Source organism: Rhodovulum sp. P5 (assembly GCF_002079305.1).
Lineage (GTDB): Bacteria > Pseudomonadota > Alphaproteobacteria > Rhodobacterales > Rhodobacteraceae > Rhodovulum.
The window spans coordinates 754,299-768,774 of the sequence record NZ_CP015039.1 but is presented as its reverse complement, the minus strand read 5'-3'; the positions used below and the strand labels follow the sequence as shown (position 1 = coordinate 768,774).

Genomic DNA, 14,476 nt, shown 5'->3' with positions numbered 1-14,476 from the left:
TCTTCCTGTCCACCTGTCCTGCGCGCTGATGGCAACGCGGGTATGGCGGCGGCATGACGCTTTCATTGACGTTTCTTGACTGCTTGGTGACAGCCGCGGGGACGGTTCCGGGCTTTTCAGGCACTTGCAGGCCGTCGCCATGGGGGGCGGCGTTTCGGATCTGCCGCTGGTTGTCGGATTGGCCCATGTTCGCCCGACGTGGCCGCGCATGTCGTCTTTGCCGGAATGTCACGCAGACGTCGCAGCGCTGTTGCGGCCCGCCGCTAACCGGAACGCCTGATGTCTGAAGGAGCCCTGCGATGACCCTGCCCGTGATCGGTGCCTGCCTCGGCGTGCCGGACCTGCCCCCCTATCTGAACTGGCTGAAGGAGAAGGACCGCGATCTGGAATTGCAGACCTTCCACAAGCCGGAGGTTTTGTCGGGCGACTGGCAGCCCCTGGCCGAAGAGGCCGTGCGCCTTCTGGACGGCCATGCCGGGCGGCGGGGCATCCACGGGCCGTTCTGGGGCTTCGTCGTCTCCAGCCCCGACCCCGAGATTCGCGCGGTCGTCGCCAGGCGGATGGATCAGGGGCTGGATATCTGCGCGGCGGTGGGCGCGACGCAGATGGTCGTCCACTCCCCGATCCGGGCATGGGACAACCAGAATTTCGGCGACAAGCCAGATGCGTTTGACGACATGGTGGAGCGTACCCACCAGACGCTGGGCGCCGCCGTGGCCCGCGCCGCCGATCAGGGCGTGGTTCTGGTGGTGGAGAATATCGAGGATATCGATCCAGAGCACCGCAAGACGCTGGTCGAAAGCTTCGGCTCTGACGCGATCGCGCTGTCGATCGACACGGGGCATGCGCATTATTCCCACGTCACCAACGGTGCCCCGCCGGTGGATTACTACGTGACCTCCGCCGGCGACCGCCTGCACCATGTCCATTTGCAGGATGCGGACGGCCATGCCGACCGGCACTGGGCACCGGGCGAGGGCACCATCCTGTGGACATCGGTGTTCCGCGCGCTGGGCACGCTGTCCAGCAATCCGCGGCTGGTACTGGAGTTGCGCGACAAGGCTCGCATCCCCGCGGCCATGGCCTATCTGGCGGCGGAAGGTCTGGGCCAATGAGCGACCGGCTGAAGCTGATCGTCCTCAGCGATCTGCATCTGGTGCCCGAGGGGCAGCTTTCCCACGGGCTCGACACCGCCGACCGTTTGCGCGCCGGGATCGCCGCGATCAACGCCCGCCACGGTGATGCCGATTGCGTGGTTCTGGCCGGCGATCTGGCCGACCTGGGGGAGCGGGCGGCCTATGAGCGCTTGCGCGATCTGCTGGCCGATCTGACCGTGCCCTCTGTCGTGACCATCGGCAACCATGACGACCGCGCGGCTTTTCTGGAGGTGTTCGGCCAGGACGCGGCGGCAGCGACCGGGTTCGTCGATGCGGTTCGGGACATCAGGGGTCAACGGCTGATCGTGCTGGACAGCGAGGGTGGCAAGGACGGTGCAGGGCGGCTGGAGCCGATCCAACTGAACTGGCTGCGCGACCGTCTGGCAGAGGCCGCGGACCGGCCGGTGATCGTGATCCTGCATCACCATGCCAACCCGCTGTCGACCGCGGTGGATCGGATCATCCTTGAAAACGCCAAGGCCCTTGTCGACGTGCTGAAGACCCACCCGGATATCCGGCAGGTCATCGCGGGCCATGTGCACTATACCTCCACCGCGCTTTGGCACGGGGTGCCGTTCACGACGCTGGCAGGCAGCCACTACAATGTCACCATTCCGCTGGCGCCGGGCGTGGCGGTGCATCGTCTGGACGGGCCCGCGCAGATGGCCGTTGTGCTGTCCGATGCCGACCAGACGCTGGTTCATTTCGACAACTACATCGACGGGCACGGCGTGATCTCGGTCGTGGCGCCGAAGGCTGCCGAAAAGCTTGCGCCGGTGTCAGGTTAGCAGCCGGAGCGGGTCGAACCGGTGCATGGTTTCGAACTGGCAGAACGCGATGGGGCCAAGGGGGACGGTGCCCATCGCGGGGGCGAGGCCCGCGAAGATCTCCTCGCATAGATCCACGATGGCGCTGGCCTCGTCGGCATTGAACCAGCGCAGGGGATAGGCGAGTGTAATGTGAAAGCGGTACCGGTCGTGATCCGGGCGGCGCAGATGCAGCGCGGCGCTCATCCGGTCGCGGGCCGCGCGCATGGTCCGCAGGTCCGGCGCGGTCGCACCGGTCACGCTGATGGCGAAGCCCGCGAAAAGCTCCAACGGGCTGATCGTGAAGCGCTGCGGCAGGTCGCAGGCGGCAAGGGCGGTTTCAAAGTGCTGCGTCACATCCCCAAGCGGGGTGCCGAGTGACAGGTCCGCGGGCCAGCGTTCCGGCACCCGGTGGGCGTCATTCACGCCCTCGAAAACCGTCATGTGAAAGCTGGCTGGTGGCAGGAAGGCAAAGCTGTCCGCCAGCGGCCCGGACCGCAGTTGCGCCTGTGCATGCGTAACGGCGGCATGGGCGGCGCTCTGCGGGTCGAGGTGGCAGAGCGTCGTGTTGCCGGGAAAGGGCAGGGGCGCGCCGTCGGGGGTGAACTTCTCACCCAGATGGCGCGGGCGGACGGCCCCCTCGGCCATGCCGCCGGTCAGGTAGGTCAGGGCAGCGTCGCGGCCCAGGGCCATGTCGGGCGCATTGGTCATCGGCGAAGCCTCCATTGGGTTTTGGGCCGCAGGATCATGATCGCCAGCGCGGCGGTCGCGGCCAGCCCCGCGGCCCCGAAGATCAGGCCGGTGGCGCGCAGCGAAGTATGTTCCGCCGCCAGCCCGAACAGGAAGGCGCCGAGCGCCGGGCCCACGCGGAACACGATGGTGTAAAGGCTCAGCACCCGGCCCAGCCGTTCCGGCGGCGTCTGGATCTGCACGAAGGCCAGCGCGGCGATGTTGGAGGACGACATCGCAAGCCCGTGCACCACCAGCACCAGCAGCGCCAGCGCGAACGGGCCGGTCAGCACGAAGACCGGCAGGCTGAGCGCGAACAGCGCCGACATGATGAGGATCTGGCGCAGGGCCGCCTGCGGCTCCCGCGCTTTCGACAGCGCCAGCGCCCCGATGATGGCGCCCAGCCCCAGTGCGGCGTTCAGCGCGCCCAGCCCGGCCTCCCCCATGCCGAAGGCGAGTTCCGAGAACGCGGGGAAAAGCTCTGACGTGGGGCGGATCAGCGCGCCCTGGGCGAATTGCAGCAGGATCACCCCAAGAACGGCGGGCGTGGCCATGACCGCGCGATAGACCGCGGCGGTCGAGACGGGCGGGCCCGGCTGGTGGACCGGCCCCTGCCGCGGGACATGGCGGATCCGGTAAAGCTGCACCGCCAGCGCGGCAAATCCGAGCGCGGACAGGCCGAAAACCACCGCCTCATGCGCGACGACCAGCAGACCGGCGGCGAGCGCAGGGCCCACGAAACGCGACAGGTTGAACCCGGTGGAATTGACGGCCAGTGCCGTGGGCAGCAACGCCCGCGGTACCAGCCACGAGGCCATCGCCAGCCGGGCGGGCAGGATCGTGCCGGAAATCGCCCCAAGCAGCGTCATCGCCGCCAGAAGGCTCCACCGGTCAAGCCATCCGGTGGCCGCGCCCACGGTCAGCGCGGCGGACAGCCCCGCGATCAGGACCTGCCCCCAGAACATCACCCGCGTGGCCGGGTGACGGTCGGCCAGCGCCCCGCCCCAAAGCGCGGTCAGGATCGAGGGGAACAGTTCGGCAAAGGCGATCAGGCCCAGCCACGCCTCTGACCCGGTGATTTCCCAGGTCAGCCAGCCGATCGCGATGCGCTGCATCCAGAAGCCGGTGGTCATGACGATATTGCCCGCCTGATAGGTGGCGAACGGGCGGATCGCGAAAACCTGCGACAGGTCGCCCGCACGGGCGCGGGCAGAGGTGAGGATCGGGGCGCGCATGGGCGTTATTGCTCGGGCGGGTCGGGAACACGGTCCCGGTGCCCGCCCGCACCGGGAAAGCCGTCAAAGCGGGGCGAGATCGACGAAGATCGGCTGATGGTCCGATCCTTGCGCCGTCTCTCCGATCCGCATGGCCGTGATACAGGGCGCAAGGTTCGCCGTCACGAAGCAATGGTCGATCCGGCGTGGCGCGCGGCCCTCCCGCGGCAGGGTGTCGCCGGCGGTCTCGTCATGGCCGGCCAGAACCCAGGCATCGGCCAGCCCGTGGGCCCGGATCGTGCGGCCGTGCATGGCCGACACATCGCCCAGAAGTGCGGTGTAATCAGGGTTGTCCGGCGCGAAGTTCATGTCACCCATGACGATGGCGCGCATCGGTTGCGGCGGTTCGGGATGGCGCATCCATTCGGCCGATTTCAGGGTGCCGCCCCAGCTTGCGCCGCGTTCATGGCCACGCAGCATCAGGTCGCGCATATACGCGATCTGGCCGCGGCGCGTATCGGTCGAGATATGATCGAGATGAACCGAGCAGAAGCGCAACGGGCCATGGGTCGGCGTGTCGATCACGGTTTCGACCAGCGTCCGTTGCAGGTGGAACTGGTTCAGCAGCGCGATCTTCGGCAGCGTGTGGTTGATCGAGGACAGGATCGGCCAGCGCGACAGCACCATGTTGCCGAATTGCTGGCGGCGGTGGAGCGGCTTGCCATCTACGATCTCGGACGCATCCACGTCGATGCCCGGGCCGTAGACCCAGTGCATATGGGGCAGGCGCGCCGCGATCTCGGCCACCTGGTCACCGGAATTCCGGGCAAGGTTGTGGCGTTCGACCTCCTGCAAGGCGATCAGGTCGGCGGGGCCTTGTCCCTCGTCCAGATCCGCGACGATGCGGTCAAGGTCCACGCGGCCGTCCTTGCCGGTGCCGTACTGAATATTGTAGCTCGCCAGACGCAGGGTCATTTCATCACCGCCATTTCGGGTGTGCGCGATCCGATGCGGGCGCCACGAATACGCTGGCCGGTTTCGCCGTCGAAAAGATGCAGGGCCGCGGGGTTGATCGCGATGCCCACCGGTTCGCCTTCGCGCAGGCGGCGCTTGTCCTGGGCGACCACGCTGACCGGCATTTCCTCAAACCGCAGGTGATAGACGCGGCCCGCGCCCAGTTCTTCGTAGAATTCGAACGCGGCATCGAAACTGCCCGCCCGCGGTGCGGTCAGGCGCAGGGTTTCGGGGCGCAAGCCAAGCTGGACAAGCTGCCCGGCGCGGCCCCGCGCGGCCTCGGGCCCGATGGAGATCCGCGTGCCATTGCCCAGCACGACGGCAGGCGCGTCTTTCGCGATCTGACCGGGCAGGATGGTCATGGCGGGTGAGCCGATGAAGCCCGCGACATAGGTGGTTGCGGGCGTGTCGTAGACCTCTTCCGGGGTGCCGACCTGATCGACGGTGCCCTTGTTCATGATCACCAGCCGGTCGGCCAGCGTCATGCCCTCATGCTGGTCATGGGTAACGAAGACCGAGGTCGCGCCGATCCGGTTGTGGATCGACCGGATTTCGTGCCGCATCTGGACGCGCAGCTTGGCATCGAGGTTGGAGAGCGGTTCGTCGAACAGGAACACCCGCGGTTCGCGGATGATCGCGCGGGCCATCGCGACGCGCTGGCGCTGACCGCCCGAGAGTTCCCCCGGCTTGCGGTCCAAGAATTCCGTCAGCCCGACGCTGGCGGCGGTGGCCTCTACCCTGGCGCGGCGTTCCTTCGTCCGCAGGCCCGCGACCTTCAGCGCATAGCCGATATTGCCCGCCACCGTCATGTGCGGGTAAAGCGCGTAGTTCTGAAACACCATCGCGCAGCCCCGCTGACGCGGTTCCAGATCGTTGACGACCTGCCCGGCGATGGCGATCTCACCCGAGGTGACTTCCTCCAGCCCCGCGATCATACGCAGAAGCGTGGACTTGCCGCAGCCCGAGGGGCCCAGGATGACGACGAATTCGCCATCGGCGATGTCGAGGTCGACCCCGAAGATGACCTCTTCCTTGCCATAGCTCTTGCGGACGTTTCGGATCGAGATGTCGGCCATCGGTATTTCCTATTTCTCTGTGCTGATCAGGCCGCGGACGAACCAGCGCTGCATCAGGATCACGACAAGGATCGGCGGGATCATCACGATCAGCGTGCCGGCCATCGCCACATGCCATTGGGGGATGTCGCCGCCGGTGGTGTTCTCGTCCGGCACAAGGCGGCCGAGTTCCACCGCGACGACGCCGTAATTCGGGTCGGTCGTGATCAGGAGCGGCCAGAGATACTGGTTCCAGCCGACGACGAACATGATCGTGGCAAGTGCGGCCATATTCGTCACCGACAGCGGGATCAGGATATCGCGCAGGAACCGCAGCGGCCCCGCGCCGTCCATCTTGGCAGCCTCCACCAGTTCATCGGGGATGGTCAGAAAGAACTGGCGATAGAGGAACGTCCCCGTGGCCGTGGCCACCAGCGGCAGGATCAGCCCGGTGTAGGAATTCAGCAGGTTCCATTCCAGCGCGACCTCGATCCCCGATGCCTTTTCCAGCAGCCAGGACAGGCCGCTTGCATCAAGGATGGTCTGAAAGGGCGTCAGCGCGTTGGCCGCAACCGCATAGGTCGGTACGATCCGCACCTCCAGCGGTAGCATGAGCGTGATGAACACCGCCCAGAAGATCGGCATCCGCAGACGGTGGTTGAAGAACACGATGCCAAAGGCCGTCATCGCAGCGATCACGATCTTGCCGACCACGACCCCGGTGGCCACGATCAGCGAGTTGACGAACTTGGTCCGGAAATCGCGGCTGATCCAGGCCTCTTGCAGGTTCACCCAGAACTGGTCGCCGAACCACAGTTTCGCGGGGATGGAGTTGACATCCTGCAACGTCTGGCTGGCCGCGACAAAGACCAGATACATCGGGAACAGCAGCAGCGCGAGCCCGAGAAACAGGATCGCATGGGTCGCGATGTTTAGTGCCGGTGTGCGTTCGATCATGGCCCGCGCCCCTCAGCGATAATGAATCCGGCGTTCCACGTAGCGGAACTGCACGAAGGTCAGCGCCATCACCATCAGCATCAGGATGATCGATTGCGCGGCCGCGCCGGAATAGTCCTGCCCCTCGAACCCGTCGGAAAAGATCTTGTAGACCATCAGGTTCGTGGCCCGCGCCGGGCCGCCCGCGGTCATCGTGTCGACGATGCCGAAACTGTCGGTGAAGCTGTCGGTGATGTTGATGACCAGCACGAAAAAGAAGGTCGGCGCCAGCAACGGCAACTGGATGTCGCGCATCCGCCGGGTGACGCCCGCGCCGTCCATCGCCGCGGCCTCGGTCAACGCGCGGGGGATGGATTGCAGCCCGGCAAGGAAGAAGATGAAGTTGTAGGCGACCTGCTTCCACGCGCCCGCGATGACGATCATCGTCATGGCATGGCTGCCGGTCAGGATCGGATCCCAGAAACCGGGAAAGGCCGCGTTCAGGTAGGACATCACCCCGGCCGAGGGGTTGAAGATATAGCGGAAGGCCAGACCGACCGCGGGCGCCGCGATCGCATAGGGCCAGATCATGCCCACGCGCATCTGCTTGTGCCCTTTCAACTGCCGGTCCACGAACAGGGCCAGGATCAGCGCCATCCCGATGGCCAGCGCCGTTGTCCCCAGCGCATAGACGACCGACACGCGGATCGACTGCCAATACAGCTCATCGGAGAAGATGTTGTTGAAATGGTAGAAGCCCGCCCATTCGTTGCCGCCGCCCCAGGGCTGTTCGAAGGTGAACGCCCAGAACAGCGCCTGCGTGGTCGGCCAGTAGAAGAAGACGAAGATGATCAGAAGCTGCGGCGCCACCATCAGGGCCGCAATCCAGTTGTTCTTGAAATAGGCGCGTCGCATCGGATCGGTGCTTTCGGAAAGACAAGGGCCGGCCCCGCAGGGACCGGCCCGCATCAGGTCAGGATCAGTAATCCTTGCCCTGATAGGTGCGTTCGAAGTTGCGCAGCACCTTGTTGGAGCGGCGAACGGCAGTATCCAGCGCCTCTTGCATGGTCTTCTGGCCGGCAAAGGCGGCTTGCACCTCGTTCGTCCATTCCTTGCGGGCCTGGATGAAACCGCCAAGGCGCAGACCTCGGGTCAGTTCGGTCGGTTCGGTGAAGGTCAGCGACTGGATCGCGACCTCACGGCCCTTGTAGGGGGCGTTGTCGTAGAAGCCCTTGGCCACCAGCGCGTCATAGCCGGCCTTGGTCACCGGGATATAGCCGGTCTTGGTCGACCAGAATTCTTCCGACTCCGGCGTGGCAAGGAATTTCAGGTATTCGGCTGCACCGCGATACTCATCCTCGGACTTGCGCGACAGAACCCAGAGCGAGGCACCGCCCACCACGGTGTTGGTGCGCTCATGCCCTTCGTAAAGCGGCAGCATGGCGACGGTCCAGTTCATCGCGTCGTCGGCGGTGTTGTGGATCGTCTGGTGCCCGGCGATGGAGCCGAAATAGAAGCTGCACTGCCCCTTGGCAAAGCTGTCGCGCGCGTTCAGGCCGCCCTGCGTGGTCCGAATTTCCGACAGGCCCTCTTTGTACCAATCCAGCAGGTTCTGCATGTGCTTGGCATGCAGCGTGGTGTTGTAGACATATTCCGCGTCCAGCCCGTCATAGCCGTTGTTCCTGGTGGCCACGGGGATGTTGTGGGCCATCGAGAACTGCTCCAGATCGACCCAGGTCGACGGGGCATAGGCATAGGCGCATTTGTCGGGGTTTGCGGCCTTCAGGGCGCGCAGGTCGGCCTCGAACTCTTCCCAGGTGGCGGGCGGGTGGTCGATGCCGGCGGCGTTCAGGTCGTCGATGTTGTAATACATCACCGCGGTGGAGGAATTGAACGGCATCGAGTAGAGTTCGCCCTCGGACGAGGCGTAGTAGTTCGAGATGCCGGGGAAGTAGTTCGACCAGTCGATGTCGATCCCGAAATCGGCCATCATCTGCTGCACCGGGTAGAACTCGCCCGACAGCATCAGGTCGGCGGTGCCGGCATCGTAAGACTGCACGATGGTCGGGTGCTTGCCCGCGCGGAAGGCGGCGATGGTGTTCTGCACGGCCTGCGCATAGCCATCCTGGCCGACGCAGACGATTTCATAGGTGTCCTGGCTGGCGTTGAACCGGTCGCAGGTTTCCTGCACGACGGTGCCCAGATACCCGCTGAGACCGTACCAGTATTCGAACTTGATCTTGTCGGCCTGGGCGGCGGTGGCAAGGCCCAGGGTCGCCGAGATGGCAGTGATGGCGATGGACGCACGGGTCATTCTGATCCCTCCTGTTTGGCGCGACGGCTAGGGCTCCTTAAGCCGGTGACGTAACGGCCCGCGCTCAGCGGTGTTACGGAATCCTGAAGAAAATGAATCGCGGATATGTCGCGGGACACGGGCGCCCATGACGGGGTGACACGCCCGTCACCGCCTGCGATCCCGCAAAGGGCCGTCTTCTTGACCCGCGGCGTGCCATCTGAAAAGCGGGTCGGGCGCGGCCGGTTCCCTCGACAGTCTGCCGGTTCTGCGCGATACCCAGAGGCGCGGCACAGGAGGGCCGAACCACATGACCGACAGCCTGACGCTTCTGGGCGTGAAGGGCGGTCCGGCGATCCGGCCGGGCTCCAACATGCCGACATCGATCCTGCTTCGCCTTGGGGGGCGGACAATCCTTGTGGATGCGGGGCTGGGCGCAACCCGCGCGGTCTGCGATCAGGGTGTCAAGCTGACCGAGATCGACATGATCCTGATCACCCATCTGCATTCGGACCATTACCTGGAACTTGGTCCGCTCCTGCACACCGCGTGGACGGCGGGGCTCAACCGTCCGGTCCCGGTCTACGGGCCCGCGGGCCTTGGGGCCTATTGGCGCGCGTTCCTCGACTCGATGGCCTTCGATATCGAATTGCGGATCGAGGATGAGGGCCGGCCCGACCTCGCGGGCCTGATCGCGCTTCGACCGCTGGCGGAGGGGGAGCTGGAGGGTCCTTGGGACGGGCTTGCCGTGACCGCGCTCTTGAACGACCACCCGCCGATCAAAGAGAGCTATGCGTTGAAGTTTCAGGCCGGGGGCAAGTGCGTTGTGCTGTCGGGCGACACCGCGTTCCTGCCCGCGATGATTCCGTTTGCCCAAGGGGCCGATATCCTCGTCCACGAAGCGATGCTGCTGGAGGGGGTGGATGCACTCGTCGCAGCCGTGCCGAACGGGGGGGAGCGTCTGCGCCATCACATCATCCGCAGCCACACCACCGCCGAAGACGCCGGCCGCGTCGCTGCCGAGGCCGGGGTCGGGCACCTTGTGCTGAACCATTTCGTGCCGGATGGGCTGCCGGGCTTTGGCGAAGAACGCTGGCAGGCCGCCGCGCGCACGACATGGGACGGGCCGCTGACGATCGGGCGCGACGGTCTGACGCTCTGCCTTTGACGGTGCGGTCCGCCCTTTCTTTTCCGCGCGCAATCGGGCTACGGTCCGCGCGATGGTAGACACGGTCGACATTGCAGTGATCGGAGGCGGGATCGCCGGGCTGTCGGTCGCGGCCGAACTTGCCCCGCATGCCCGCGTCACCGTGCTTGAGACCGAGGACCAGCCCGGGTACCACGCGACGGGCCGTTCCGCGGCGATCTTTGCCCATAACTACGGCGACGGGATGATCCGGGCGCTGTCCGCCTGGTCCGAAGGGCAGTTCGCAAGCGAGGTGCTGAGCACGCGCGGCCTGATACGGGTCGCGACCGCGGCGCAGCGGGACCGTTTGCGCGCGCTTTACGAAGATATGCGGCACGACACCCCCCTCGATTGGCTGGAGGCCGATGCGGTCGCCGCGGCGGTGCCCCTGCTGCGGCAAGGCCATGCCGATTGCGCGTTTCGAAACCCGTCCGCGGCCGACATGGATGTGGGCCAGATCGTGGCCGACTATGCGCGCGGGATTCGGGCCGCCGGCGGTACGCTCGGCACGGGCTTTCGGGTGGCAAGCGCCCGGCGGGCCGACGGCGTCTGGCGTGTCACCAGCGAAAAGGGCGCCGAGGTCGCGGCCGCCATCGTCGTGAATGCCGCGGGTGCCTGGGCGGATCAGGTCGCCGCCATCTTCGACATGCGGCCCTTGGGTCTGGTGCCGAAACGGCGCAGCGCCGTGACGTTCGATGCGCCGCCCGGAACCGATTTGCGCGCGCTTCCGATGATCGTGGATGCGGATGAGCAGTTCTATCTCAAGCCCGAGGGGGGCGCCTGATGGCCTCGCCCTGCGACGCCACCCCCGCCGCGCCGGCCGACTCCCGCCCCGAGGAGCTGGATATCGCGATTTGCCTAGACCGGATCGAAACCGCGTTCGACATTCCGTCCCCCCGGCCGCGCGCGACTTGGTCGGGGCTGCGAACCTTTGCGCCCGACGGCCATCCCGTCTGCGGCTGGGATCCGGACGTGAGCGGCGCCTTCTGGCTGGCAGGGCAGGGGGGCTATGGCGTCCAGACCGCACCCGCGCTTGCCCGGATCGCGGCAGACGCGCTGCTGCGCCGCACCGATTGCACCCCGATCCCGCGGATCGCGCCCAACGCGCTGGCGCCATCGCGGTTCGGACAGGGCGCATAAGCACAATGACCAACAGGGAGACGACGTCATGCTGACCCGAAAACTCGCCGCGTGGACTGCGGCGCTGATGCTCGCAGCCGCCCCGGCGCTGGCCGACTGGGCCCCGGACGGGCCGATCACGCTCTGGGTCGGTTTCGGCGCGGGCGGCGAGACCGACACGCTCGGCCGGTTGCTGGCGCAGGAAATGTCCCAGACTTCGGGCTGGGATATCGTGGTCGAGAACAAGCCCGGCGGCGGTGGCATGGCGATGTTCACCCAGCTTGCCGTGGCCGAACCGGACGGCCAGACGCTGGGCATGGGTGTGACGATGCCGGTTCTGGTGAACCTCACCTTGCGCCCGGACGAGGTGCCCTTCGACCTCGACAGTTTCGACTATATCGGCACGGTCGCGCTGGCGCAGGTGGGGCTGATCGCCCGGGCCGACGCACCCTATGACACGCTGGCCGAACTGGTCGAGTGGTCCAACCAGAATGGCGGCGCCACGGTCGGCTTCGACGCCAAGCCGCAGGCCCTGCTGATCCGTTTCGTGAATGCGCAGTCCGGGTCCGAGATGCGGCTGGTGCCGATGCAAAGCTCGGCCGAGGAATTGCAGAACGTGCTGGGCGGCCATGTCGACGCGGCGTTCAACGCGGGCGCCCACATCCCCTCGCTGGAACAGGGCGATGTCAAGATGCTGGCCTCGGCCAATGCCCAGCGGCACAGCTATGCCCCCGATGTCGCCACCGCGCAGGAACAGGGCTATGACATCTTCGTCGACCCGTGGTTCTACGTCGCCGCGCCGAAGGGATTGCCCGAGGACGCGCTGGCGGCGCTTGCCGGCGCGATGCGGGACGCCCTGGCCTCGGACGCGCTGAAACAGGCCATCGGCGCGACCATGCATACCGAGCCGTCCGACAAGGGGCCCGACGCCACCCGCGCCATGCTCGGGGACGGTCTGAAGAATGTCGGCACGCTCTTCGCGCAGTAATCCCGGCGAAAGCCGGACCAGCGACCGCCTGATTGGGGCGGTCGTCGTGGTTTTCGCGCTGCTGCTGTGGCGCGTGGTGATCCCCGATCAGGTGGATACCGCCGACTATGGCTGGATGCGGCCCCGGACCCTGCCATTGATCCTTGCCGCCGCGCTGGCGATAGGCGGGGCGCTGCTGGTGGCGTTTCCGACCGCGCGACCTGTCACCGCCAGTGCGGGACCGGCGCTGCGGCTGGGCGGCGTTCTGGTGCTGGCGGCAGCCGGTGCCTGGGCGATCGGGACGTTCGGTTTTGTCGCATCGGCCTGGGGCGTCGCACTTGGCCTGTCCCTGTTGCTGGGGGAACGGCGCTGGGCGTGGCTCGTCGGCGTCTCGGTTGCCGTTCCGGCGGCGATCTGGCTGACCGTGTCCGTACTCCTTCACCGTCCGCTGCCCTGAGGACCCTGCCTTGCCTCCCATCGATATCGTCCTTGCCGGCCTGACCGACGCGTTCACCCTGACCGACCTGTTCTTCGTCGCCCTTGGGGTGGTTATCGGTCAGGTGGTGGGCGCGATCCCCGGCATCGGTCCGGTGATGGCGATGGCGATCGCGATACCCTTCACCTTCACGCTCGACCCGCTGGTGGCGATTTCGTTTCTGGTCGGCATCAACAAGGGCGGGCTGTTCGGCGGGGCGATCCCGGCGATCCTGATGAACACGCCGGGCACGCCCGACGCCGCGGCCACGGCGCTGGACGGGCATCCGCTGGCCCGCGCCGGCCGGCCGCTCAAGGCGATGAAGATGGCTCTGTTTTCCAGCGTCACGGGTGACACGATCAGCGATATCGTCCTGATCCTTGCCGCCGCACCGCTGGCCGCGCTTGCCCTGAAGGCCGGCCCGGTCGAGGTTCTGGCGGTCCTCGTCTTCGCCTTCGCGGTGATGTCCGGGCTGGTCGGCGACTCGCTGGTCAAGGGGCTGATCGCGACCGCGGCGGGATTGCTGCTTGCGACGGTGGGGCTTGACCCCGAACAGGGCAGTCCGCGCTTCGATTTCGGCCATTTCGAGCTGTATGACGGTGTGTCGCTGGTGGCCGTCGCGGTCGGCATGCTGGCGGTCGCCGAGATCTTGCGCCGGATCGCCGAGGCCGTGAGCCTCGGCCGCCCGCCAGAGCCCGCCGCGGCACCCCAGACCGGCGGCGCCGCGGACCGGAAGGTCAGCCTGCGCGAATATCTCTCCTGCTGGCGGGAACTGCTGCGGGGGGCGGCCATCGGTACCGGGCTCGGCGCGCTGCCGGGGTTGGGCTCCACCGCGGCCGCTTTCATGAGCTATGCTGCCGCCCGCAAGACCGCGCCGGGCGACGTGCCGTGGGGTCAGGGCAATCTGCGCGGGATCGCGGCGACCGAGGCCGCGAACAGCGCCGTGATGGGCGCCAACCTTATCCCGCTGCTGGGCATCGGCATCCCCGGGTCGATTTCTGCCGCGTTGCTGATCTCGGCCTTCATGATTCACGGCATCCAGCCCGGGCCGCTGTTGTTCGAAACCCAGGCGCGGCTGATCTACGGGCTGTTCGGCGCGATGCTGATGGCCAATCTGTGCAATCTGGTCATCGGCCAACTGAGCCTGCGGCTCTGGTCCCGCGTGGTGGGCGCGCCCGAAAGCCTGATCCTGCCATCGGCCTTTCTGGCCTGCGTGACCGGTGTCTACCTGTCCACGGGCGGCATGTTCGGCGTCTGGATGATGCTGATGGCGGCCGGGCTGTCCCTGGCCATGACGGCAACGGGTTTTCCGGTCATCGTCTTCGTCATCGCGTTCTTCCTGGGCGAGCGGTTCGAGCGCGCCCTGTCGCAGTCGCTGACGATCCTGAACGGCGACCCCGTCGCGCTTCTCGACCACCCGGTTGCCATCCTGCTGATCCTCGGCGCCGTTCTGGCGGCGATCCGCATGCGCCGCGGTCTGGGCCGGGGCAGCGCGCCCGAGCGGTAGCGCCATCGGCCTAGATGT

13 protein-coding genes and 1 pseudogene are annotated in these 14,476 nt (G+C 66.6%); 7 read left to right on the top strand and 7 right to left on the bottom strand.

The window, feature by feature from the left end; all coding sequences use genetic code 11:
* Positions 1 to 299: 299 nt before the first annotated feature.
* Positions 300 to 1,115 (top strand): sugar phosphate isomerase/epimerase, encoded by an 816-nt coding sequence (locus RGUI_RS03810; protein ID WP_081531834.1) that lies wholly within the window; start codon positions 300 to 302, stop codon positions 1,113 to 1,115.
* Positions 1,112 to 1,945 (top strand): phosphodiesterase, encoded by an 834-nt coding sequence (locus RGUI_RS03805; RefSeq protein ID WP_081531833.1) that lies wholly within the window; start codon positions 1,112 to 1,114, stop codon positions 1,943 to 1,945. Before RGUI_RS03810 ends, RGUI_RS03805 begins: the two co-directional genes overlap by 4 nt.
* Here the strand turns inward: RGUI_RS03805 and RGUI_RS03800 are convergent.
* From RGUI_RS03800 to RGUI_RS03770, 7 genes are all read right to left on the bottom strand, one after another.
* Entirely contained in the window at positions 1,937 to 2,674 is a 738-nt protein-coding gene (locus tag RGUI_RS03800; RefSeq protein ID WP_172841073.1) for a DUF1868 domain-containing protein, read from the bottom strand. The genes RGUI_RS03805 and RGUI_RS03800 overlap by 9 nt on opposite strands.
* The gene (locus RGUI_RS03795; protein ID WP_081531831.1) at positions 2,671 to 3,927 is read right to left on the bottom strand and encodes an MFS transporter; all 1,257 of its coding nucleotides are present in this window, start codon (positions 3,925 to 3,927) and stop codon (positions 2,671 to 2,673) included. Before RGUI_RS03795 ends, RGUI_RS03800 begins: the two co-directional genes overlap by 4 nt.
* A 63-nt stretch (positions 3,928 to 3,990) precedes the next feature.
* The gene (locus RGUI_RS03790) at positions 3,991 to 4,881 is read right to left on the bottom strand and encodes an endonuclease/exonuclease/phosphatase family protein (RefSeq protein WP_081531830.1); all 891 of its coding nucleotides are present in this window, start codon (positions 4,879 to 4,881) and stop codon (positions 3,991 to 3,993) included.
* Complete coding sequence (locus tag RGUI_RS03785) at positions 4,878 to 5,996, bottom strand: ABC transporter ATP-binding protein (RefSeq protein ID WP_081531829.1); 1,119 nt, start codon at positions 5,994 to 5,996, stop codon at positions 4,878 to 4,880. Before RGUI_RS03785 ends, RGUI_RS03790 begins: the two co-directional genes overlap by 4 nt.
* A 9-nt stretch (positions 5,997 to 6,005) precedes the next feature.
* Positions 6,006 to 6,932 carry an ABC transporter permease subunit gene (locus RGUI_RS03780; RefSeq protein ID WP_081531828.1) on the bottom strand — a complete coding sequence of 309 codons (927 nt, stop codon included), beginning with the start codon at positions 6,930 to 6,932 and terminating at the stop codon, positions 6,006 to 6,008.
* Positions 6,933 to 6,944: 12 nt separating this feature from the next.
* Positions 6,945 to 7,826 carry a carbohydrate ABC transporter permease gene (locus RGUI_RS03775; protein ID WP_081535955.1) on the bottom strand — a complete coding sequence of 294 codons (882 nt, stop codon included), beginning with the start codon at positions 7,824 to 7,826 and terminating at the stop codon, positions 6,945 to 6,947.
* A 64-nt stretch (positions 7,827 to 7,890) separates the two neighbouring features.
* Entirely contained in the window at positions 7,891 to 9,225 is a 1,335-nt protein-coding gene (locus RGUI_RS03770) for an extracellular solute-binding protein (protein ID WP_081531827.1), read from the bottom strand.
* A 289-nt stretch (positions 9,226 to 9,514) separates the two neighbouring features.
* On the opposite strand from RGUI_RS03770, the gene RGUI_RS03765 reads away from it, so the two are divergent.
* The 5 genes and pseudogenes from RGUI_RS03765 (at position 9,515) to RGUI_RS03745 (ending at position 14,458) form a co-directional block, all read left to right on the top strand.
* Positions 9,515 to 10,372, top strand: coding sequence for an MBL fold metallo-hydrolase (locus RGUI_RS03765; protein ID WP_081531826.1), 858 nt, complete (start codon positions 9,515 to 9,517; stop codon positions 10,370 to 10,372).
* A gap of 52 nt (positions 10,373 to 10,424) precedes the next feature.
* Positions 10,425 to 11,530, top strand: a pseudogene (locus tag RGUI_RS03760) (NAD(P)/FAD-dependent oxidoreductase).
* A gap of 28 nt (positions 11,531 to 11,558) precedes the next feature.
* Positions 11,559 to 12,497: a tripartite tricarboxylate transporter substrate binding protein gene (locus RGUI_RS03755; protein ID WP_172841072.1), complete on the top strand. Its 939-nt coding sequence runs from the start codon at positions 11,559 to 11,561 to the stop codon at positions 12,495 to 12,497.
* The gene (locus RGUI_RS03750) at positions 12,472 to 12,933 is read left to right on the top strand and encodes a tripartite tricarboxylate transporter TctB family protein (protein WP_081531823.1); all 462 of its coding nucleotides are present in this window, start codon (positions 12,472 to 12,474) and stop codon (positions 12,931 to 12,933) included. The genes RGUI_RS03755 and RGUI_RS03750 overlap by 26 nt, the downstream gene beginning before the upstream one ends.
* Positions 12,934 to 12,943: 10 nt before the next feature.
* Positions 12,944 to 14,458: a tripartite tricarboxylate transporter permease gene (locus RGUI_RS03745; protein ID WP_081531822.1), complete on the top strand. Its 1,515-nt coding sequence runs from the start codon at positions 12,944 to 12,946 to the stop codon at positions 14,456 to 14,458.
* Positions 14,459 to 14,476: the final 18 nt, after the last annotated feature.